At 60.8% G+C, this 19,605-nt stretch carries 23 protein-coding genes; 10 read left to right on the top strand and 13 right to left on the bottom strand.

What is annotated here, in order from left to right; translation table 11 throughout:
* Window positions 1-102: 102 nt before the first annotated feature.
* The 3 genes from JDW18_RS17770 to gpmA all read right to left on the bottom strand — a co-directional run bounded on the left by JDW18_RS17770 (window position 103) and on the right by gpmA (window position 3,358).
* Window positions 103-870 carry a HesA/MoeB/ThiF family protein gene (locus JDW18_RS17770; protein WP_218240833.1) on the bottom strand — a complete coding sequence of 256 codons (768 nt, stop codon included), beginning with the start codon at window positions 868-870 and terminating at the stop codon, window positions 103-105.
* Between the two features lie 67 nt (window positions 871-937).
* Window positions 938-2,449 carry a S41 family peptidase gene (locus JDW18_RS17765; protein WP_218240831.1) on the bottom strand — a complete coding sequence of 504 codons (1,512 nt, stop codon included), beginning with the start codon at window positions 2,447-2,449 and terminating at the stop codon, window positions 938-940.
* 165 nt (window positions 2,450-2,614) lie between these two features.
* Window positions 2,615-3,358, bottom strand: coding sequence for a 2,3-diphosphoglycerate-dependent phosphoglycerate mutase (gpmA, locus tag JDW18_RS17760; protein ID WP_218240829.1), 744 nt, complete (start codon window positions 3,356-3,358; stop codon window positions 2,615-2,617).
* Between the two features lie 306 nt (window positions 3,359-3,664).
* On the opposite strand from gpmA, the gene JDW18_RS17755 reads away from it, so the two are divergent.
* The 4 genes from JDW18_RS17755 (at window position 3,665) to JDW18_RS17740 (ending at window position 6,195) form a co-directional block, all read left to right on the top strand.
* On the top strand, window positions 3,665-4,072 hold the full coding sequence (locus JDW18_RS17755; protein ID WP_218240827.1) for a rhodanese-like domain-containing protein: 408 nt from the start codon (window positions 3,665-3,667) through the stop codon (window positions 4,070-4,072).
* Between the two features lie 74 nt (window positions 4,073-4,146).
* Window positions 4,147-4,404, top strand: a complete 258-nt coding sequence (grxC, locus tag JDW18_RS17750; RefSeq protein ID WP_218240825.1) for a glutaredoxin 3 — start codon at window positions 4,147-4,149, stop codon at window positions 4,402-4,404.
* Window positions 4,405-4,599: 195 nt separating this feature from the next.
* A complete protein-coding gene (gene secB / locus JDW18_RS17745) occupies window positions 4,600-5,061 on the top strand; it encodes a protein-export chaperone SecB (protein ID WP_003066740.1) in 462 nt (153 codons plus the stop codon).
* Window positions 5,062-5,184: 123 nt separating this feature from the next.
* The gene (locus JDW18_RS17740; RefSeq protein ID WP_218240822.1) at window positions 5,185-6,195 is read left to right on the top strand and encodes an NAD(P)H-dependent glycerol-3-phosphate dehydrogenase; all 1,011 of its coding nucleotides are present in this window, start codon (window positions 5,185-5,187) and stop codon (window positions 6,193-6,195) included.
* Window positions 6,196-6,309: 114 nt separating this feature from the next.
* Here JDW18_RS17740 and JDW18_RS17735 read toward each other — a convergent pair whose 3' ends face one another.
* Entirely contained in the window at window positions 6,310-7,200 is an 891-nt protein-coding gene (locus tag JDW18_RS17735; RefSeq protein WP_218240820.1) for a DMT family transporter, read from the bottom strand.
* A 265-nt stretch (window positions 7,201-7,465) separates the two neighbouring features.
* Window positions 7,466-8,713, bottom strand: a complete 1,248-nt coding sequence (lysA, locus tag JDW18_RS17730) for a diaminopimelate decarboxylase (RefSeq protein ID WP_218240818.1) — start codon at window positions 8,711-8,713, stop codon at window positions 7,466-7,468.
* Between the two features lie 147 nt (window positions 8,714-8,860).
* Here lysA and JDW18_RS17725 point away from each other — a divergent pair, with 147 nt between their 5' ends.
* Together JDW18_RS17725 and JDW18_RS17720 are read left to right on the top strand one after the other, a co-directional pair.
* Complete coding sequence (locus JDW18_RS17725; protein WP_218240816.1) at window positions 8,861-9,778, top strand: LysR family transcriptional regulator; 918 nt, start codon at window positions 8,861-8,863, stop codon at window positions 9,776-9,778.
* Between the two features lie 85 nt (window positions 9,779-9,863).
* Window positions 9,864-10,268 carry a polyhydroxyalkanoate granule-associated phasin gene (locus tag JDW18_RS17720; protein ID WP_218240814.1) on the top strand — a complete coding sequence of 135 codons (405 nt, stop codon included), beginning with the start codon at window positions 9,864-9,866 and terminating at the stop codon, window positions 10,266-10,268.
* Here the strand turns inward: JDW18_RS17720 and JDW18_RS17715 are convergent.
* Window positions 10,258-11,739 carry a SulP family inorganic anion transporter gene (locus tag JDW18_RS17715; RefSeq protein WP_218240812.1) on the bottom strand — a complete coding sequence of 494 codons (1,482 nt, stop codon included), beginning with the start codon at window positions 11,737-11,739 and terminating at the stop codon, window positions 10,258-10,260. The two genes, JDW18_RS17720 and JDW18_RS17715, sit on opposite strands and share 11 nt — an antisense overlap.
* A 169-nt stretch (window positions 11,740-11,908) precedes the next feature.
* On the opposite strand from JDW18_RS17715, the gene JDW18_RS17710 reads away from it, so the two are divergent.
* Window positions 11,909-12,181, top strand: a complete 273-nt coding sequence (locus tag JDW18_RS17710) for a WG repeat-containing protein (protein ID WP_218240810.1) — start codon at window positions 11,909-11,911, stop codon at window positions 12,179-12,181.
* 33 nt (window positions 12,182-12,214) lie between these two features.
* Here JDW18_RS17710 and JDW18_RS17705 read toward each other — a convergent pair whose 3' ends face one another.
* The 4 genes from JDW18_RS17705 to JDW18_RS17690 form a co-directional block, all read right to left on the bottom strand.
* Window positions 12,215-12,667: a MaoC family dehydratase gene (locus tag JDW18_RS17705; protein ID WP_218240808.1), complete on the bottom strand. Its 453-nt coding sequence runs from the start codon at window positions 12,665-12,667 to the stop codon at window positions 12,215-12,217.
* A 75-nt stretch (window positions 12,668-12,742) separates the two neighbouring features.
* On the bottom strand, window positions 12,743-13,429 hold the full coding sequence (locus JDW18_RS17700; protein ID WP_218240806.1) for an amino acid ABC transporter permease: 687 nt from the start codon (window positions 13,427-13,429) through the stop codon (window positions 12,743-12,745).
* Window positions 13,426-14,181 carry an amino acid ABC transporter permease gene (locus JDW18_RS17695; RefSeq protein WP_218240805.1) on the bottom strand — a complete coding sequence of 252 codons (756 nt, stop codon included), beginning with the start codon at window positions 14,179-14,181 and terminating at the stop codon, window positions 13,426-13,428. Before JDW18_RS17695 ends, JDW18_RS17700 begins: the two co-directional genes overlap by 4 nt.
* Window positions 14,182-14,252: 71 nt before the next feature.
* The gene (locus JDW18_RS17690) at window positions 14,253-15,077 is read right to left on the bottom strand and encodes an ABC transporter substrate-binding protein (protein WP_218240803.1); all 825 of its coding nucleotides are present in this window, start codon (window positions 15,075-15,077) and stop codon (window positions 14,253-14,255) included.
* Between the two features lie 184 nt (window positions 15,078-15,261).
* Here JDW18_RS17690 and JDW18_RS17685 point away from each other — a divergent pair, with 184 nt between their 5' ends.
* Window positions 15,262-15,642, top strand: coding sequence for a hypothetical protein (locus JDW18_RS17685; RefSeq protein ID WP_218240802.1), 381 nt, complete (start codon window positions 15,262-15,264; stop codon window positions 15,640-15,642).
* Between the two features lie 210 nt (window positions 15,643-15,852).
* Window positions 15,853-16,344, top strand: a complete 492-nt coding sequence (locus tag JDW18_RS17680; RefSeq protein WP_218240800.1) for a cupin domain-containing protein — start codon at window positions 15,853-15,855, stop codon at window positions 16,342-16,344.
* 26 nt (window positions 16,345-16,370) lie between these two features.
* On the opposite strand, the gene panC is transcribed toward JDW18_RS17680, so the two are convergent.
* Genes panC through panB form a run of 3 tightly spaced genes read right to left on the bottom strand, consistent with a single transcriptional unit; the run spans window position 16,371 to window position 18,662 of the window.
* Complete coding sequence (gene panC, locus JDW18_RS17675) at window positions 16,371-17,219, bottom strand: pantoate--beta-alanine ligase (RefSeq protein ID WP_218240799.1); 849 nt, start codon at window positions 17,217-17,219, stop codon at window positions 16,371-16,373.
* 11 nt (window positions 17,220-17,230) lie between these two features.
* Window positions 17,231-17,755: a DUF2004 domain-containing protein gene (locus tag JDW18_RS17670; protein WP_218240796.1), complete on the bottom strand. Its 525-nt coding sequence runs from the start codon at window positions 17,753-17,755 to the stop codon at window positions 17,231-17,233.
* Between the two features lie 37 nt (window positions 17,756-17,792).
* Entirely contained in the window at window positions 17,793-18,662 is an 870-nt protein-coding gene (panB, locus tag JDW18_RS17665; protein ID WP_218240794.1) for a 3-methyl-2-oxobutanoate hydroxymethyltransferase, read from the bottom strand.
* A gap of 192 nt (window positions 18,663-18,854) precedes the next feature.
* Between panB and JDW18_RS17660 the strand changes: the two genes are divergently transcribed.
* Entirely contained in the window at window positions 18,855-19,589 is a 735-nt protein-coding gene (locus JDW18_RS17660; RefSeq protein WP_246610049.1) for a Crp/Fnr family transcriptional regulator, read from the top strand.
* Window positions 19,590-19,605: the final 16 nt, after the last annotated feature.

Below are 19,605 nucleotides of genomic sequence, written 5' to 3'. Positions count from 1 at the left end.
CGAAAGGTTCAGGCAGTAACGTTTGTCACAACATTGTTAACCCTTTAACGTGTATTGTCACGTTGTTCGAGTGTGGTGACGTCTGGCGGCTCGCGCGCTTTGCTATTTTTGCGACGGCCTAGCGTTTTCCCCGCAAACAGGGCAGTCAGAGTTACGTTTCGTGTGCATGGTACTCCACTCCATGGAGCGCATATCCAGCATTTGAAGTCGTCCGACAGAGCTTTGGCCGAAACCCGAAATGAGCTTGAGAGCCTCTGCAGCTTGCTGGGTCCCTATCAGGCCAACCAGGGGAGCGAAGACTCCCATGGTCGAGCATTGCACTTCCTCAAATTCGGCTTCTGGCGGAAAAATGCACGCATAGCAAGGACCGTCTGATTCACGGGGGTCAATGACCATGAGCTGGCCGTCAAGTCGAATGGCCGCACCTTCGACCAGAGGCACGCCATGGTGAACGCAGGCGGCATTGATCATCTGGCGCGTGCGGTAGTTGTCCGTGCAGTCCAGCACAACGCTGGCCAGAGGAACATGCTGGTCGAGCAAAGCCTCTGTGGCGCGTTCCTGAATGCATTGAATCTGAACTTCCGGGTTGATGGCGTGAACAGCGGTGCGGATGGATTCGACCTTGGGGCTGCCAACACGCTCAGTGGTATGGGCAATCTGGCGTTGCAGATTGGTCATGTCCACGGTGTCGTGATCGATCAGCGTCATGTGGCCAACCCCCGCAGACCCCAGATAAAGCGCCGCAGGGGAGCCAAGTCCACCAGCGCCGATGATCAGCACACGCGCTGCCAGGATGCGTTCTTGCCCTTCGATGCCGATCTCGTCGAGCATGATGTGGCGGGAATAGCGCAGCAGTTGATCGTCATTCATCGGGTGGCTTTCAGAATTCCAAGAAAAAAGCCGGGCAAGCCCGGCTGATTGGATGAGAGCAGGCCTTTTATGGCTTGGTCTTCTCGGGTTGTTTTTTGTCCGCAGGCTTTTTGTCGTCGGATTTCTTGTCGCTATCCGCTGCGTCACCAGGCTTTTCTTCAGACTTGCGCTCTGTCAGCGTCTTGCTGATTTTCACTGGCTGGCCCTTGAGCTGGTTCAGTGCCTGCTGCAGCTGGAAGTCCTTGTCGGTGCCGAACTCAGGCAGACGACGCTCGGAAGCAGGCTTCTTGGCTTCTTCTTCCAGTCGCTTGCGAGCTTCTTCGCGGGCCTTTTCCAGCGCCTCATTCTTGACTTCAGCGCCTTGTCCGCTGGACAGGTGCTTTTCCAGATCGGCTTCGCGCATGCCCAGAGCTGCGTACAGATTGCCTTCTGCGGTTTCATCGACCATCAGGTCAGGAACAATGCCCTTGGCCTGAATCGACTTGCCGCTTGGAGTGTAGTAGCGAGCCGTGGTCAGCTTGAGGGCGGTATCAGGGCCCAGAGGACGCACGGTTTGCACAGAACCTTTGCCGAAGGACTGGCTGCCCATGATGGTGGCACGCTTGTGATCCTGCAGTGCACCTGCCACGATTTCGCTGGCAGAGGCAGAGCCTTCGTTGACCAGCACCACCAATGGCAGCTTCTTCAGCGAGGAGGGCAGGCGTTGCAAGGGGTCGCCGGAGCTGCGCTGGGCATAGAACTCGGGCGAAGCCTTGTAGCTGGACTTACTTTCTGCCAACTGGCCGTTGGTGGAAACCACGGTCACATCGGGCGGCAGGAAGGCTGCCGAGATGGCGACAGCCGCGTCCAGCAGACCACCAGGGTCATTGCGCAGGTCCAGCACCAGGCCCTTGAGGTTGGGGTCCTGCTTGTAGATTTCTTCGACCTTGCGCACAAAGTCGTCCACCGTGCGTTCCTGGAACTGGCTCAGGCGAATCCAGGCGTAGCCGGGCTCGATGACCTTGCCCTTGACGGACTGGGTCTTGATTTCTTCACGGGTGATGGTGACGGGGAAGCTGCGGCTTTCATCCTTGCGCAGGACGTTCAGGCGCACCTTGGTGTTGGGCTCGCCACGCATGCGCTTGACTGCGTCGTTGAGCGTCAGACCCTTGACGGCGGTGTCGTCAATCTTGGTAATCAGGTCGCCGGTCTTGAGGCCAGCGCGGAAGGCAGGCGAGCCTTCGATGGGGGAGACGATCTTGATCAGGCCATCTTCCATGGTGATCTCAATGCCCACACCCACGAATTTGCCGGAAGTGCCTTCCTTGAATTCTTTGTAACTCTTCTTGTCGAAGTACTGGGAATGCGGGTCCAGGCTGGAAACCATGCCCGAGATGGCGTCCGTGATCAGCTTTTTGTCGCTGACGGGCTCCACATAGTCGGTTTTGATCAGTCCGAAAACAGCAGACAGCTGCTGGATCTCTTCCAGCGGCAAAGGCGTTACGCCGCCGCGGGCCAGTGTCTGCAGCGACACGGTGGTCAGCGCGCCAGCGAGCACGCCTACAGAAACCCAACCTGCGATTTTGATTTTTTGACCCATAGCACCCCTTAAGCCTTCGCAATATACACCTTGGACGAAAGAAGGCCTACGAGGTTCCTCATAGGCCTGAAGAGCTTGCCGGCGCATCTCTGCGGTGCAGAGCAGAAAAGATCGCCAGCAAGCCCTGCTGGTGTCAGCCCCGGTTCAGGGGCTGCAGAGCTGGTTTCAGGCCTTGCCTTGAGAAGCCACGGCAGCAGCAGCCTTGGCGGCGGCTTCTGCGTCACCCAGGTAGTAGTGACGGATGGGCTTCAGATTGGCGTCCAGCTCATAGACCAGAGGAATACCGTTGGGGACGTTCACCCCCACGATGGCATCGTCAGCGATATTGTCCAGATACTTGATCAGGGCGCGGATGGAGTTGCCGTGGGCGGCGATCACCACGCGCTTGCCAGCCTTGATGGCAGGGGCGATGGATTCATCCCAGAAAGGCACGACGCGGGCGACGGTGTCCTTGAGGCACTCGGTCAGAGGGATCTGCTCGGGCTGCAGCTTGGCATAGCGCACATCGCCGCGCTCGCTGCGGGGGTCGGTCGCTTCCAGAACGGGAGGTGGCACATCGTAGCTGCGGCGCCAGACCAGAACCTGGTCTTCACCGTACTGCTTGGCCATATCGGCCTTGTTCAGGCCTTGCAGACCGCCGTAATGGCGTTCGTTGAGGCGCCAGCTGTGCACCACGGGCAGCCAGGTGCGGTCCATCTCGTCCTGCACATGCCACAGGGTGCGGATGGCGCGCTTGAGCACGCTGGTGTAGGCCACATCGAAGTCATAGCCTTCTGCCTTGAGCAGTTGACCGGCCTTCTTGGCCTGTTCGACGCCAGTGGCAGTCAGATCCACATCGGTCCAGCCGGTGAAGCGGTTTTCAAGGTTCCAGGTGGATTCACCGTGGCGAATCAGAACGAGCTTGTACATGGATTCTTATCTTCTCAAAGTAGCAAAGCAGTCATGACGCGAAGTCAAAAGTGTGCGTATTCTAGGGGCTGGCCTTTGTCCGGGCGAATGGCAAGGAAAGCTTGCTATGAAATTGAGCATGCTCGGCGCTATTTCTGCTGACCCGTGCAGGAATTGTGCGTAAGCCCTCGGAGAGCGCGTACTTCTGACAAAACGCAAGCCAATGCTGAGGCCGCGCCTGCGCTGGTTCGGGGTTGTCTGCCGCCTCAGCATTCGGGATATGGCAAGGCCTCTAAAATCAACAGGTTTGCCATCCCAAGGAATGACGTGAAATTCATCATCGATAACTGGTATTTGATCCTGATTGCAGTCGCGTCGGGTGTGATGCTGATGCTGCCGGCCCTGCGTGGTGCCTCGGGTGGCTCTCTGTCGGCTGCGGCAGCCGTGAATCTGATCAACCGCGAAAAAGCTGTGGTGATCGATGTCTGCGAACCCGAAGAGTTCGCTGCTGGCCATGTCAACGGCGCCAAGAACGTGCCACTGAGCCAGCTGGAAGAAAAGCTGCCCACGACCGTGAAGAACAAGCAACTGCCCGTGGTGCTGGTCTGCGCATCGGGCGCACGCGCTGTTCGCGCTGAAGCCACTGCCAAGAAGCTGGGCTACGAAAAGGCTCAGGCCATGGCGGGCGGCATGAAGGCCTGGCGTGATGCGGGCCTTCCTGTTGAAAAAGCCTGATTGAACCCCAGCTATTTGTATTGAGCGGTGCAGCAAATGCCTGCACCGACGCAGAGATCAAAGGAAGTTGCCCCATGCAAGCCGTAAAGATGTACACCACCGCCGTCTGCCCCTACTGCACTCGTGCCAAGCAGATTCTCAAATCCAAGGGCGTGGAGCAGATCGAGGAAGTGCGTATTGATGCCGACCTCGCTGCACGCGATCACATGATGCAGATCACCGGTCGCCGCACGGTGCCCCAGATTTTCATTGGTGAAACCCATGTGGGCGGCTGCGATGACCTGATGGCGCTGGACGCCAAGGGTGGTCTGGTGCCGATGCTGCAAGGCTGACATCTGGCTGTGCCCCGCACAGGAAATAGTGGCAAATCCCGCCGGATGTGAGTGGCAGGACGATGCGGGCCGACAGGCACTGCATAATGCAAAGCGCTATTTCATGGAAATGCCTGCTGTGAGGATAGCCAGAGCTTCCTTTGCCGCAGGCATTTTTGTATTCCGCAAGATTTTTTCTGAAAGACCTCGTTCATCATGGCCGAACAAGACAACAGCCCCGTGTTCCAGATTCAGCGTGTTTACCTGAAGGACCTGTCCCTGGAGCAGCCCAACTCTCCCGCCATCCTGCTGGAGCAAGAGCAGCCCAGCGTGGACATTCAGTTGGGCGTGGAAGCCACTCCCGTGGCTGAAGGCGTGTACGAAGTGGCCGTGACTGCCACCGTGCAGACCAAGATTCAGGACAAGACCGTGTTCCTGGTGGAAGCCAAGCAAGCTGGCATCTTCGAAATCCGCAACGTGCCTGAAGACCAGATGGGTGGCGTGATCGGCATTGCCTGCCCCCAGATCATCTACCCCTACCTGCGCGGCAACGTGGCAGACGTGGTGACCCGCGCTGGTTTCCCTCCCGTGCACCTGGCCGAAATCAACTTCCAGGCCATGTACGAGCAGCAGCAAGCCGCTGCCGCTGCACAAGCTGAAGGCCAGCTGCCCCAGTAACGCAGTAAGCTCGCTGCCAAGGCTGATTCCTGCGCTGTGCAAGAATCGGTGCAAGGCACAAAAAAGAGGCCCTGGAGGCCTCTTTTGCTTATGGGCTGTGCGTAACCTGCTATCAAACTTCATATGAACATTCTTGTCATCGGCGCTGGCGCCTGGGGAACGGCCATGGCCATCAGCGCGGCCACCCATCCGGACAAACGCAGCGTGCGCCTGTGGGCGCGTGATGAGGCGCAGGCCCAGCGCATGCAGGCTGACAGGGCCAACAATCGCTATCTGGCGGGCATTGCCTTTCCCGAAGCGCTGCAAGTCGTCAGCGGCGATGTGATGGCGCAGGTGGCTGCCGCCGATCTGATCGTGCTGGGCACGCCCATGGCGGCGCTGCGCCAGTGGCTGATGCAGCTCAAGGACTGCCCGGCCCCTGTGGTTTGGCTGTGCAAGGGCTTTGAGGCGGTGCCTGCCGGTGCACCCGCTGGCAGTTTTGGCCTGATGGCGCATGAGGTTTGCCAGCAGGTGGCCCCCAGGTTGCAAAGCGGTGCGCTCAGCGGCCCCAGCTTTGCGGCCGAGGTGGCACGCCAGCAACCCACGGCGCTGGTGGCAGCCAGTGCGCATGAGGGCGTCAGCGAGCTGCTGGTCAGCGCTTTTCACGGCGAAGCCATGCGCATTTATGCCAACCACGACATCGTGGGTGTGGAAGTGGGCGGCGCAGTCAAGAACGTTCTGGCCATTGCCACCGGTCTGTGCGACGGCCTGCAACTGGGGCTGAACGCCCGCGCCGCGCTGGTCACCCGCGGTCTGGCGGAAATGACGCGCCTGGGCGTGGCACTGGGCGCGCGCACTGAAACCTTTATGGGGCTGTCGGGTCTGGGCGACCTGGTGCTGACCGCGACGGGCGACCTCTCGCGCAACCGCAAGGTGGGTTTGTTGCTGGCCCAAGGCAAGACGCTGGAGCAGGCCGTGACATCGCTGGGTCATGTGGCCGAAGGCGTGTACAGCGCCCGCACCGTGCTGGCCCGTGCGCGCCAGGCAGGCGTGGAAATGCCGATTACCGAAACCGTGGTGGCTTTGCTGGATGGCCAGCTGCCCGTGAGCGAAGCCGTGCAGCACCTGATGGCACGCGACCCACGCGGCGAGTAATCAGCAAAAAACATAGCTGCAAGCGCTTGTTATTCATAGATTTCAGAAGAATATTTATCTGAAACCAAAGAAATACAGGCGGTAGCAGCTATTGATTTTGATAGTTTGAAGAACTCAGCGGCCTTCGCGCACGCTTAGCCAGGCGCTGGCGCCCCCGCACAGCGCAATCACCACCATGCCCAGCACGGCCCACTGGTCGGGGATATGACCATAGACCAGCCAGCCTGCCAGCAGGGCGCAGGGAATCTGGCTGTACAGAAACGGTGTAATCGTGGCTGGCTGGGCTTTTTCATAGGCCTTGAGCAGCATCAGATGCCCGACGGCGCTGCCCACGCCCATGGCCAGTGCGGCCAGCCACAGGGCCGTGGTGTGCGGCAGCTGCCAGATCCAGGGCAGGGTGATGCAGGTCAGGCTCAGGGCCAGCAGGCTGGTGTAGATCTGCGTGGTCAGCGGCCTTTCCTTGCCTGCCATGCGGCTGCTCAGAATTTGATAGGCGGTATTGGCCACCAGCTGTAGCGCAGGCCAGACCAGCGCCCAGCCGCTGAACTGCCCGCCACCCGGGCGAATGATGACCAGCGTGCCTGCAAAGCCCAGCGCCACCAGCACCCAGCGCAGCGGGCTGACCGGCTGGCGAAGCCACAGCGCGGCCAGCAGCGTCAGGGCCAGTGGCGTAAGCGCGACGATGGCCGTGAACTCCGCCAGCGGCAGATAGCGCAGGCTGAGCATGGCAAACGCATTGCTCAGACAAAACAGAATGGCGCGCAGAAACTGAAAGCCCGGGCGCTGTGTGCGAAAAATATCCAGCCCATACCGCCCCACGCCAAAGCCTACCGTCAGCACCGACTGCAGCACATAGCGCAGCCACAGTGCCATCAGCAGTGGCAGCAAGGCCCCTGCGTATTTGGCCCCGGTGTCCAGCATCGAAAAGCAGGCGCAGGCCAGCACCGTAAAACCAATGCCGGTCAGCGTATGGCGTTGGGTGGAGGTGGTGGAGTGCGGTGACATGGAAGAAATTACCGGGTGCAGCGCGGTGCCCAGAGAAAAGATTTCAGGTGATTTTGGCCTGAAGCCATTGATGAATAAGCGCTAGCTGCTATTAAATTTGATGCTCATAACGCTGCGTGATGCTCACACTGTATAAAACTGGCGCACACCCGGTCAGGAGCAGCAAGCAAGAGCCGCCTCGCGGCGATGCTGCTGTCCCCCTCCCGCATTGCGGAGCAAAGCGAGAGAGGGGGAAGGCGCGATAGCGCCTCAGGGGGTGCTTAAGTTACAGGCCTAGTTCAAGAGCCAGCAGTTCTTCCACCGTCTGGCGGCGGCGAATCAGTTGGGTCTTGCCACCATCAACCAGCACCTCAGCAGCCAGCGGACGTGTGTTGTAGTTGCTGGACATGGAGCTGCCATAAGCGCCCGTGTCGTGAATCACCAGCAGGTCGCCCACGCTGGCACCGGCCAGCGAGCGGGGCAGCACCACGCCGCCGTCGCCCTGGGTGAACACGTCGCCCGATTCGCACAGGGGGCCGGCCACCACGCTGTCCTGCGCGGGCAGGCTCTGGCCGTCGCGGCGCAGCACTTCCATGCCGTGGTAGCTGCCGTACATGCTGGGGCGCATCAGTTCGTTGAAGCCGGTGTCGACCAGCACAAAGTGGTTGCTGCCCGCATTCTTGGTGGCGCGCACGGTACCCAGCAGCACGCCGGATTCAGCGACCAGGAAGCGGCCGGGTTCCAGCTCCAGACCCAGCTTGTGGCCCACCACCGCTTCGGCTTGCTTGCGTGCCGCATCCCACAGACCGTGGTAATGGTTCGTATCAATGGTGGCGTCGCCCTTCTTATAAGGAATCGACAGACCGCCACCGGCGCTGATGGCGTGCAGATCGACGCCTGCTGCCTTGGTGCGCTCCACCAGTTTGACCATGGCGCCGCAGACTTCCTGCAGGTGGCCGTAGTCCACGCCAGAGCCAATGTGCATGTGCAGACCGGCCAGCACCAGGCCGCCGTCAACGATGGCCTTCAGTGCGGCTTCCAGCTCGGTGTGCCAGATGCCGTGCTTGCTGTGCTCGCCGCCGGTGTTGGTCTTGTTGCTGTGGCCGTGGCCAAAGCCGGGGTTGATGCGCAGCCACACATGGTGGCCCTTCGAGACAGCGGCCAACTGGTGCAGCATGTCAATCGACCCGGCATTCACGGGCACCTTGTGCTCGACCACGGTGGCGAGAGTCGCTTCATCCATCACATCGGCGGTGAAGACGATGTCGCTGGGTTCGCCAAAGCCGGGGGTGAAGCCCGCCGCCAGCGCACGCAGGATTTCGCCGCGCGAGACGGCATCCACCTTCACGCCTTGCTCGCGCATCAGCTTCAAGATGTGAATGTTGGAGCAGGCTTTTTGCGCAAAGCGCACGGTGTCAAACGCCTTGAGCTGGGCAATGCGCTCGCGGATGGTGGCGGCGTCATAGACCCACAGTGGGGTGCCGAATTCGTCGGCCAGTTGCCAGAGTTGTGCGGGTGCGAAGGGGTTGGCCATTTTCTAAACTTTCGTAGCTGTCAGCGCAGGCTGGTATTGGGCAACAGGCATTTTTTGCCTGTATTACCTTGCATGGTGCCTTGATGAGTGCATTCAGTCCAATGCTTGTTTTTGTGAAGTTAATTCATTGTGGATATGCTTTGAGGCATGAATGAAAGCCAGCCCAGCCGCATCACCCACCGCCATATCGAAGTTTTTCGCGCCGTGATGACGGCGGGCAGTGTGACCGGGGCGGCGGCGCTGCTATACACATCCCAACCCACCGTCAGCCGCGAGCTGGCGCGCATGGAGCAGTTGCTGGGCTACGCCTTGTTTGAGCGCTTGCAGGGCCGCCTGCGTGCCAATGCGCGTGCGCTGCTGCTGTGGGATGAGGTGCAGCGCAGCTGGCAGGGGCTGGAGCGTGTGATTGACCGCGCCCAGGAGCTGGGCCGCCCGCAGGGCGCACATATCAGCGCGCTGTGCCTGCCAGCGCTCAGCCACGCCCTGCTGCCCGGTGCACTGGCGCGGCTGTATGCCGAGCATGGGCCGGTGGCCGTCAGCGTAGCCACGCAGGAAGGGCCGCTGCTGCAGGAGTGGATGGCCGCCCAGCGTTTTGACCTGGGCCTGACCGAGCAGGCCGATGCGCCGCCCGGCACGCGCAGCCTGCCGCTGCCCGCCATGGATGAGGTGGCCGTACTGCCCGCCACGCACCCGCTGGCGGCCAGGACCGTGCTGCAGGCTGAGGACTTTGCAGACCAGCCCTTTATCAGCCTGGCGCGAGACGACCCCTATCGCCAGCAGATCGATGCCGTGTTTGCCGCTGCCGGTGTGCAGCGCCGTCTGCAGCTGGAAACCCATAGCGCGGTAGCGGTCTGCGCCATGGTGCAGCACGGGCTGGGCGTGGCCGTCGTCAACCCGCTGACGGCCAGAGCCTGCGCCGGGCCGCAACTGGTGGTGCGGCCGCTGGCATTTTCCATTCCGTTTCAGGTGCATGTGCTGCTGCCGTTGCACCGCCCGTCCGACATGGCGGTGCAGTGGCTGGTGGCTGCGCTGCAGCAGCAAAGTCAGCATCTGGCGACGGAGTAAGTCAGCGCTTGGCCACTTGTGCCTGATATAAAGCGCAGGCACTATTTGCTGCACTGCAATATTCGCAATGCCAAAGGAGTTTCCCATGCCCGGTTTTCGCAAAGCCAGTGCCGCCAGCAAGGCCGTAGATATTGCGGTGGCTGCTCCTCAGGTGATAGCGCATCGCGTTGCACGCATGGCGCTGGCCGGCCCGCTGCCCGATGCACGAGACCGCAAGGAATTCACCGGCATGGTGCTGGAAAAGCAGCTGGCCTTTGCCCAGAGCTGCGTGGCCTGGAACACGGCAGTGCTGGGCTGGCAAATGCAGTGGCACAGGCAATGGTTTTCCTCCTGCCTGCGTGGCGACTATGCGGGGGCGTTCAGCCATATGCTGAGCCCGCTGCCACTGGCTGAAGCAGGCGAGAAAGCCGTGGCGCAGACGCTGGAGCCCGTGCGCCGCAAGGCCGTGGCCAATGCCCGGCGGCTGGCCAGAACGCCGCTTACGCGTTAAGCCGTTGCTGCAGGCGCTGGCTGTCGTCGTCCAGCCCCCAGACTTCAACCGTGCAGCCATGCTGGCGCAGGCGCTCGACCACCTTGTCCAGCGCCGCCACGGCGGTGATGTCCCAGAAATGTGCGCGGCTGACATCGATGCGCACATCGCGCCCTGCGGCGGCGCGCACATCAAAGGCTTCGATCAGGGCGTCTGCCGAAGCAAAGAACACCTGGCCGCTGACCTGCCAGATGCGCTGGCCTGTCTGGGCATCGTCGCTGCAGCGCACTTGCAGCATGCGCGAGACCTTGATGGCGAAAAACAGCCCTGACAGCACCACGCCCGTCAGCACGCCCGCTGCCAGATTGTGGGTGCCGATGGTGATGGCCACCGTGGTCAGCATGACCGCGCTGGACAGCAGCGGCAGGCGGCGCAGGTTGCCCAGCGACTTCCAGTCAAACGTGGAAACAGACACCATCACCATGATGGCGACCAGGGCGATCACCGGTACCTGAGACACCCAGGGCTTGAGCGCCACCATCAGCACCAGCAAGAACACCCCGGCAAACAGCGTGGACAGGCGCCCGCGCCCGCCGTACTTCACATTGCCCACGGCCTGGCCGATCATGCCGCAGCCTGCAATGCCGCCAAACACGCTGGCGGTCATATTGGCCAGGCCCAGGCCTGTGCATTCGTGGTTCTTGTTGCTGGGCGTGCCCGTCATATCGTCCACCACAGCGGCTGTCAGCACCGATTCCAGCAGGCCCACCATGGCAATGGCGAGAGCCGGCAGGGCGATGATGCGCAGCGTCTGCAGGCTGGCGGGCACCTCGGGCAGAGCAAACAGCGGCAGGCTGTCTGGCAGGTGGCCCAGATCCGCCACAGTCTTGAGCGGCAGGCCCAGTGCGCTGCTGAGCACGGTCAGCACCAGCACACAGATCAGCGGCGAGGGAATGGCCACCAGCGCCTTGAGCTGCAGCCGCTGGCCCAGCCAGGGCAGCGCATAGATCAGCAGCAGACCCAGAGCCAGCATGGCCCAGGTGGCTGCGTTGGCACCCCGCAAATGCGGCAGCTGGGCCGAAAAAATCAGCACGGCCAGCGCGTTCAGAAAGCCGGTACGCACCGAGCTGGAGACAAAGCGCACCAGCATGCCCATCTTCAGCAGGCCAAACACAATCTGCATGGCCCCGGCCAGCAAACCTGCCGCCAGCAAATACTGCAAACCGTGCGACGCCACCAGCGGCGCTGCCACCAGAGCCACCGAACCCGCCGCCGCCGACACCATGGCTGGCCGCGCGCCAAACACCGCAATCACGATGCTGATGATGAAGGAGGCGTACAGCCCCACGGCTGGATCGACACCCGCCACAAACGAAAAAGCGATGACTTCGGGAATCAGCGCGAAAGTGGCAACGGCGCCAGCCAGCAGTTCACGGGGAACGCTGGGTGCCCATTCGGCGCGCAGGCGGTTTAACTGAGAGGGGAAATTCATGATGCAGACGGACGGCCACACTGCTTGGTTGGGCTGAGAGTGCAGTGGGATGGCCTGCGATGGTACGTAAATCCGAAGAGGTTTGCTGAAAGGGAAATTTATTTTTTATGTCAGTACTGGCTTTGATTATTAATATCAAATAAGATAAATAGATTAAAAAGGAGAGGGAATGAATAAGCGATTTTTTGTTGTTTCGGTTATTGTAGGCGTTGCGCTTGCTGGTTGTGGGGCGACTGGACCTAAATACAAGAATACAAAGGACTACAGTGAAGGTTTAGTAGCTGTACAGGCAAAGAATGGAAAGTGGGGATATTTGGATGAGCGCCAAAATTGGGCTATTCCGCCTAAGTTTGAGGATGCCAGAGACTTTAAAGGGGGACGTGCATCAGTAAAGTTAGGTGGAAATTGGGGATTTATTGATAAACGTGGAAATTGGAAGTGAATTTTTTAAGCGGGATTTTTATCCCGCTATCAGTTAAATATTCGGTTTTTTGAAACTAACCATCTTGGGCCGAAAGCGCTGCAGCACCTCGCCACGCTGATTTTTGGTGTGGCACAGCACGCGCACCATGGCGCGGTTGGGTTTGGACTGGGAGGGGATGATTTCCACAATCTCGGATTCCACATGCAGCACGTCGTCCGGGCGCGTGGGCTGGGGCCAGGCCAGCTCTTCCATGCCGCCGCCGATGACGCCATCAGCCAGAGGGATGCTCTCGGTCACCAGACGCATGCTGATGGATGCGGTATGCCAGCCGCTGGCGGCCAGGCCCTGAAAAAAAGTGTGCTTGGCGGCTTCGGGGTCGAGGTGAAAGACCTGCGGGTCGAACTGCTTGGCATAGGCAATGATCTGCGCTTCATCCAGTGCGTAGTCGCCACTGACAAATTTCTGGCCCACGTACAGATCATCCAGATACAGCTTCTCGCTCATGCGGCTCTCCTTGTTGAGGTGCTGCACAGTATGCATGGCGGCTTCAAAGTGCGCTGTAGCCTAGGTGGCAGTGCGCTACAGCGGGTGGTGCTGCTGTCTGGGCGCCACAGCCCAGGCCAGCAGGTTCAGTGCTGAGCACAGCAGCCAGTAGATGCCGCCCACGAGCAAAAAGACCTCGGCAGGGTGCACCATCAGCCGCGCATTGACCTGGGCGGAGAGAAAGGAAAGTTCCCCCACGCCCACGATATAGGCCAGAGAGCTGTCCTTGATGAGGGTAACCCACTGGTTCACAAAGGAGGGCAGCATGGCCGACAGCGCCTGTGGCAGTACCACCCAGCGCAGCACTTGCCAGCGGCTCATGCCCAGGGCGGCGCCTGCATTCCACTGACCCTGCGGCACGGCGCGTATGCCAGCGGCTACGCCATGCGCCAGATAGGCGCCGCCAATCAGGGCCAGGGCGCAGACCACGGAGACGGTGCCGGGCACATCCATGCCCATCACCATGGGCAGCAGAAAGTAAATCCAGAAGATCAGCATCAGCACGGGAATGGCACGCAGAAAGCCCAGCACGCCGTGCAGCAACTGGCTGGCCCAGCCTTGGCTCATCACCAACGCAATGCCAAGCACCAGGCCCAGCAGGGCGGATGCAATGCCTGAAGTGGCACTCAGTATCAGCGTCAGCAGGGCGCCGCCGGGTGGCCCTTCGGGGAAGGTGCCCAGCAGCAGATAGACCCAGTCGTCGCTCAGCGCAGAGAAATTCATGCCCGCCCCAGCTGCAGCTGGCCCCATTGGCGGTGCTTCTGGAGGTGCTGGCTCAGCAGTTCCAGCGCAATGATGAGGGCGATGTAGAGCGCGGTGGTGATGCCATAGACCTGAAAAGACTGGAAGGTTTCGGCCTCGGCTTGCCGAGCGCGGTAAGACAGCTCGGCCATGCCAATGGCCATGCCCAGCGAGGTGTTCTTGACGATATTCATGTACTGCCCAAAGAGCGGCGACAGCACCTGGGCCAGGGCCTGCGGCAGCACGATAAAGCGCAGCAGCTGCCAGCGTTTCATGCCCAGGCTTTGCGCGGCCTGCACCTGGCTGCGCGGCACTTGCTGTATGCCTGCGCGTATTTCTTCACCCACATAGGCTGTGGAATAGAACACCAGGCCCAGGCAGGCCGAGAGAAACTCAAACGAAGGCCAGCGAAGTGGCAAAGCCTCAGGCCCCAGCAGGTGCGGGGTGTTCAGCCAAGTGATCCATTCGGCGGGCAGCAGGCTGGGCACGCCGAAATACCAGAAGAACAGCTGCACCAGCAGGGGCGTGTTGCGAAAGGCCGATAAATAGAGCACAGCAGCCCAGCGCAGCGGCCAGGCAGCGGCATTGCGGGCCAGTGCAAACAGCATGCCCAGCGAGGTCGAGAAAATCACGACCAGCAAAGATGCGAAGAGCGTGACTGCGCAGCCTTCAAGCAGCCATTGCCAGTATTTGAAGGCCAGCAGTGAATCTGGCCAGTGCGAGAGAAATGTCATGAAGTGGTTGCCCGGGCGCAAAAGCACTTGTGATGCTCAGGCCCGGGCTTGTGGCGCGCTGGACAGCTGTATCAGCTCTTGTCGCCAATCTTGAAGTTGCGCGTCAGCGGGGTGGCGCTTTGCGGGCCAAACCAGCCGTCATAGATCTTGGCGGCCTGGCCTTTCGCTTCCAGATCCTTGAGCGTGGTGTTGACCCAGTCGGTCAGCGCCACTTCGCCCTTGGGAATGCCCACGCCGATGTAGTCGTTAGAGATGGTGAAGGCGGGCACTTCCCATTTGTCGCGTTCCTTGGCGTCCTTGATGGTGGCCAGCAGGCCCACCAGCTTGGGGCCATCCTGAGACAGCGCCTGCACATTGCCGTTGCGCAGTGCGGTGAAGGCGAATGGTGTGTCGTCAAACGCCACCAGCGTGGCCTGCGGATACTTCTCGCGCAGCACGATCTCGTTGGTCGTGCCCTTGTCCACGGCAATGCGCAGGCTGTTGAGCTGCTCGGGTGAGCTGAGCTTGCCCTTGGGCGCAATGAACTGGGTACCGGATGAGAAATACGGCACGCTGAAGTTCACCTGCTTGGCGCGTTCCTCGGTGATGGTGAAGTTGGCAAGCACCAAGTCCACCTTGCCGGACACCAGCAGTGGCACGCGGTTGGCCGGGTTGGTGGGCACCAGTTGCAGCTTCACACCCAGGCGCTTGGCAAACTCCTGGGCATAGTCGGCATCCAGCCCGACGATCTTGCGGGTCTTGGGGTCGATAAAGCCGAAAGGCGGGTTGGCATCAAAAGCTGCCACGCGCAGCACACCGGCTTTTTTGATGTCTTCCAGACGGTCGGCCCAGACCGAGCCAGAGGCCAGAACGGCTGCCCCGGCAGCGACAACGGGGATCCACTTCTTCAGTTGCATCGATGAAAAATCTTTCCAGTTTTGGTGGGGCTGCAGGCCCGCAAAGGGGCGGGGCTGCATCCGGGAAAACCATTGTGGAAAATCCGACGCACGAAGTGAAAGAAGGAAAACCGGCTTCGATATTTGAAAAACGACTTTGCACTTCGGGCGGGCCTGGTGGATGCGAGCACGTATGCTCAGGCCCATGCAATTTGTGTTTGAAGATTCAGAAGTCGCCCAGCTGCAAATCAGCGAAGAGGTGTTGACGGTGCGCTTTTCTGCCGCCCGCGTGGTGGAGGGTGGGCGCACCGGTAGCGGCGAAGGGCAGTGGATGCGGTTGCTCTTGATTTGTGAGCTGAATGCGCTTTCAGATAATGGACTTCAGGCCTCTGGAAGGCTTGAAGGCGGGCGCGTGCGGGTGGGCGGCCAGACGCTGCGCTCGCTGCCCCTGTCGTATGAGGTGCAGCAGCCGTTTGTGCTGGAGCTGGACTTTGCCAGCGGCCATCAGGTGAGGCTGCAGGGCCACCAGCTGCAGCTGCGCACGCCAGAAGGCGCTGGCGCGGTGGAGTCTTTTCAGTGCGGCTAGGAAATGTGGTTTGAAAACATATGTCCTGGCGCCTTGCGGATTCATGAAAAGGACAGATTTTGAGAGGGCTATCACCCTGTTTCAGCCTGACGCCACTGACATATTTTTTCGGATGCTGCTCTCTATAGTTCCTGAGTGAAAAGCCGCTCTTGAGTGCCAGAAATTGATGATTCAGAGCGTGCTCAATGTGATCAAACAGGAGTTCTGGGGATGCGCAAAATGAATTCAGGGCGTTGGTGTGGTGCAGTGGCTTTGACCGTCTTCGCCGCCATGCTGACCGGGTGCGCGACGTCATCGGTCACGCCGTCTCGGGCGCTGGACATCAACATGCTGAACGGGGCAACGTTACCGGGGAAAATGGCGCGAATGGTGGATGAGTCCACCATGCTGGACACCATTGGTGCTGATGGCATGCGTATCGTGATTGAGCGAGGCATTCGCAAGGCCGGAACAAGAGCTGCCATCCACATTCATGAGCATGGCGGCACGACCTGCGCCCTGACTGGCGAAGTGACCGTCTTTATGGAAGGACACGCGCCAGCCAAATGGCCGGCAGGCACCTGTTATTACATGCCTCCGCACACACTGATGGCTGCGGCCAACCTGGGTACGGAGGATGTGGTGATGATTGACACTTTCATCCTGCCGCCGAAGATGCCCACGATCACGGTGCGCGAACCTGGGTATCCGGCGCACCACTGAAAGTATCAAGACGCCAGAGTGTTTGTTTAAAACTCCAGGTTGTCGATCAGTCGCGTGCCATCTGCGCCGCCCAGGCGCGCAGCGCCAAGAGCGACCAAGTCGCCACTGCGGGCGTCCGCTGGTGTCAGCAGATTGCTGCGCTGGCGCACCGTCAGGTAGTCGGGTGTCCAGCCCTTGGCGCGCAAGGCGTCCATGGCCTGCGCTTCCAGCTGAGCCAGATCGCCGCCCTGGCGTGCGGCTTCGGCCAGCGATTTGAGCGCTTGCGACAGCGCCATGGCCTGCACGCGCTGCTCGTCGCTAAGGTAGCCGTTGCGCGAGCTCAGCGCCAGGCCACTGTCGGCTCGGGCGGTGCTGGCCGCCACGATGTCGATGGGCAGCGCAAACTGCTGCACCATGCGGCGAATCACCATCAGCTGCTGGTAGTCCTTCTGGCCGAACACGGCGGTGCCGCCGCCGGTGGTGCCGAACACGGCCTGGAACAGCTTCATGACCACGGTGCAGACGCCGGTGAAGAAGCCGGGGCGGAATTCACCTTCCAGAATATCGGCCAGTGCTGCATCGGGCTGCACTTTGAAGGTCTGTGGCTCGGGGTAGAGGTCTTTTTCTTTGGGGGCAAAAACGATGCTGCAGCCTTCGGCGTTCAACTTGGCGCAGTCGGCTTCAAACGTGCGTGGGTAGCTATCAAAATCTTCATGTGGCAGAAACTGCAGACGGTTCACAAAGATGCTGGCCACGGTGACATCGGACTTCTCGCATGCCTGGCGCACCAGTGAGAGGTGGCCTTCGTGCAGATTGCCCATGGTGGGCACAAAGGCCGGGCGCTGCGTGCCAGCCAGTGCGGCGCGCAGATCGGTGATGGTGTGAACGATTCGCATGATTGAAGTCTTCAGCTTTCCCAGGCAATTTCAGTGATGTTTCCCTGTGCGTCGCACTTGACGGCCAGAATCTGGTCGTTGCCTTCGGGATCAAGGCGGTAGTCAAGCACCACGGGCTCGTCGTCGTGGCTGCACCAGAGGCTGATGTTTTGCAGCTGCATGGCGGCCACAAAGTCGGCAGCTGTGATCTGAGCCTGGCCTGCGGCCTTTGCCTGCTTCAGCAGGGTTTGTACAGTGGGCAGGCCCTGGGCATCATCTTCGCTGGCGGCTTCGGTCAGGTGGTCGATAAAGTCAGGTTCTTGCTGCAGATGCTTGACCAGCGCCGTGCGGGCGTTCTGGTCCAGCTGGGTCAGCTGGCCCAGCGTGCTGGCAAAGTCATCCAGCAGTGCGGCGTCCAGCGAAGTGGCCGGGTCGGCCCAGAGCCAGGTTTCGATGGACTGACCGTTCAGGTTCTGCGGGACTTCCCAGATCACATCCGTGTCCTGCAACGCGGTGGTGGACAGAGGACCGAAATAGGGATGGGTGAGGGTGTTCAAAGGGAAGTCCTTTCGAGGGTTCTGAGCTGCCGCCCTTTTACCAGGCGTGCAGTGCGTTATCGGGGAAGCTGCCCTTTTTGACAGCTTGCACATAGGCCTCCATGGCGCCCTTGACGCTGCCTGCGTCGGCCATGAAGTTGTGAACGAATTTGGCCATCTTGCCCAGGTTCACGCCCAGCATGTCGTGCAGTACCAGAACCTGGCCTGCCGTGCCGTTGCCCGCGCCAATGCCGATGGTGTGGCAGTCTTTCAATTCTTCGGTCAGCTGGGCAGACAGGGCAGCGGGCACCATCTCCAGCACCAGCATGCTGGCACCGGCATCCTGCAGCTCCAGCGCATGCTGGCGCAGGGTGGCGGCGGCTTGCTCGTCCTTGCCTTGCACGCGGTAACCGCCCAGGGCGTGAACGGTCTGCGGCGTCAGGCCCAGGTGGGCGCAGACGGGCACGCCCCGGTCCACCAGAAAGCGCACGGTGGGCGCCGTCCAGCCGCCGCCTTCGAGCTTGACCATGTGCGCGCCGGCCTGCATCAGCTCGCAGGCATTGCGCATGGCTTGTTCGGGGCTTTCGGCATAGCTGCCAAAGGGCATGTCGGCAATCACCCAGGCCGTGGCCTGCGCGCGGTGCAGGCCGCGTGTCACGCTGGCCGTGTGATAGACCATATCGGCCAGCGTGACGCCCACGGTGCTGTGCAGGCCCTGGCAGACCATGCCCAGAGAGTCGCCCACCAGAATGCACTCCACACCCGCCGCATCGGCCACGGCGGCAAAGGTGGCGTCGTAGGCGGTCAGCATGGTGATTTTTTCACCGGCAGCGCGCATCTGGGCCAGACGCGGCAGGCTGATGGGGCGGCGCTGGGGCTGGGGCGACGAGGGGGGAATGGTGCCGTAAGGGGTTCCGGTGGCGGTCATGTGCTGTCTCCTGAATGTGATTTCTTGTGTGCTTTGCCGTGCAGCCTTCAAGGCTTTGAACAAATTGTTCGCGAGTCTATGCGATGCTGCAGCTGCACAACAACTGCAAACAGACCATCTTTTGCGCGCTGGCTGGCACTATGCTGACCAGTGATTGCCGCATTGTCATTGTTGACCTGACTGCTGATTGCCATGACCACTGTTGCCATGCCTGTTGCCGCCGAACTGCCTGCTGCGCCTGCCGTGGCCTGGCAGGGCCTGCGCAATGTGAAGCTGCTGGATTCGCTGTCGGATGAAAAACTGGCCGATCTGGCGGCGCGTTGCCACTGGCACCGGCTGGAGAGCGGGCAGGTGCTGCATGGGCCGTATTGCGACCAGCGGCTGTACATGCTCAGCAGCGGCACGCTCAGCGTCAGCAGCTACGGGGCCAATGGGCGGGAGCTGATTCTGGGCATGATTGCCGCAGGGCGCTTTTTCGGCCCCATGGCCCAGGAGGGCGCGGTCAGCCATCTCAATGTGGTGGTGCAGGCGCAGGAGCCAAGCCTGGTGGCATCGCTATCAAAAGAAGAGCTGGAAGCGCTTGTTGTCAGTGACATTCAGATCGTCCGGGCGGTGATTGAGCATCTGGTGGAGCTGTCCTCCATGCTGGCGCGGCGTGTGGTGAACATGGGCACGCTGTCGGTGCGGGGGCGCTTGCATGCCCAGTTGCTGGAGCAGGCCGAGCGCATCGGTGTGGTCGAGGACCAGGCCCTGCTGTCCCCAGCGCCGCGCCAGAACGATCTGGCCCTGATGCTGGGCACCAGCCGCGAAGAGGTGGCCAGAGAGATGTCGCGCCTGACACGGCTGGGCCTGCTGCAGCGCGAAGGGCGCAATCTGCGCATCTGCCATGTGGATGGGTTGCGCGTGCTGCTGGAAGAGGCACGTTAAATCCCAAGTTTTATTT

The sequence above is a fragment of the Comamonas fluminis genome, from assembly GCF_019186805.1.
Lineage (GTDB): Bacteria > Pseudomonadota > Gammaproteobacteria > Burkholderiales > Burkholderiaceae_C > Comamonas > Comamonas fluminis.
This window is presented reverse-complemented; position numbering and strand designations above follow the sequence as displayed.

Bases quoted from the DNA above. Each gene is read 5' to 3' on its own strand.
- JDW18_RS17720 (WP_218240814.1), top strand. From the start codon at position 9,864: ATGCCCGGTTTTCGCAAAGCCAGTGCCGCCAGCAAGGCCGTAGATATT.
- panB (WP_218240794.1), bottom strand. From the start codon at position 18,662: ATGACCGCCACCGGAACCCCTTACGGCACCATTCCCCCCTCGTCGCCC.
- panC (WP_218240799.1), bottom strand. From the start codon at position 17,219: ATGCGAATCGTTCACACCATCACCGATCTGCGCGCCGCACTGGCTGGC.
- secB (WP_003066740.1), top strand. From the start codon at position 4,600: ATGGCCGAACAAGACAACAGCCCCGTGTTCCAGATTCAGCGTGTTTAC.
- JDW18_RS17690 (WP_218240803.1), bottom strand. From the start codon at position 15,077: ATGCAACTGAAGAAGTGGATCCCCGTTGTCGCTGCCGGGGCAGCCGTT.
- JDW18_RS17660 (WP_246610049.1), top strand. From the start codon at position 18,855: ATGACCACTGTTGCCATGCCTGTTGCCGCCGAACTGCCTGCTGCGCCT.
- JDW18_RS17725 (WP_218240816.1), top strand. From the start codon at position 8,861: ATGAATGAAAGCCAGCCCAGCCGCATCACCCACCGCCATATCGAAGTT.
- JDW18_RS17710 (WP_218240810.1), top strand. From the start codon at position 11,909: ATGAATAAGCGATTTTTTGTTGTTTCGGTTATTGTAGGCGTTGCGCTT.
- lysA (WP_218240818.1), bottom strand. From the start codon at position 8,713: ATGGCCAACCCCTTCGCACCCGCACAACTCTGGCAACTGGCCGACGAA.
- JDW18_RS17680 (WP_218240800.1), top strand. From the start codon at position 15,853: ATGCGCAAAATGAATTCAGGGCGTTGGTGTGGTGCAGTGGCTTTGACC.
- JDW18_RS17685 (WP_218240802.1), top strand. From the start codon at position 15,262: ATGCAATTTGTGTTTGAAGATTCAGAAGTCGCCCAGCTGCAAATCAGC.
- JDW18_RS17770 (WP_218240833.1), bottom strand. From the start codon at position 870: ATGAATGACGATCAACTGCTGCGCTATTCCCGCCACATCATGCTCGAC.
- JDW18_RS17715 (WP_218240812.1), bottom strand. From the start codon at position 11,739: ATGAATTTCCCCTCTCAGTTAAACCGCCTGCGCGCCGAATGGGCACCC.
- JDW18_RS17695 (WP_218240805.1), bottom strand. From the start codon at position 14,181: ATGACATTTCTCTCGCACTGGCCAGATTCACTGCTGGCCTTCAAATAC.
- JDW18_RS17765 (WP_218240831.1), bottom strand. From the start codon at position 2,449: ATGGGTCAAAAAATCAAAATCGCAGGTTGGGTTTCTGTAGGCGTGCTC.
- grxC (WP_218240825.1), top strand. From the start codon at position 4,147: ATGCAAGCCGTAAAGATGTACACCACCGCCGTCTGCCCCTACTGCACT.
- gpmA (WP_218240829.1), bottom strand. From the start codon at position 3,358: ATGTACAAGCTCGTTCTGATTCGCCACGGTGAATCCACCTGGAACCTT.
- JDW18_RS17705 (WP_218240808.1), bottom strand. From the start codon at position 12,667: ATGAGCGAGAAGCTGTATCTGGATGATCTGTACGTGGGCCAGAAATTT.
- JDW18_RS17740 (WP_218240822.1), top strand. From the start codon at position 5,185: ATGAACATTCTTGTCATCGGCGCTGGCGCCTGGGGAACGGCCATGGCC.
- JDW18_RS17735 (WP_218240820.1), bottom strand. From the start codon at position 7,200: ATGTCACCGCACTCCACCACCTCCACCCAACGCCATACGCTGACCGGC.
- JDW18_RS17700 (WP_218240806.1), bottom strand. From the start codon at position 13,429: ATGAATTTCTCTGCGCTGAGCGACGACTGGGTCTATCTGCTGCTGGGC.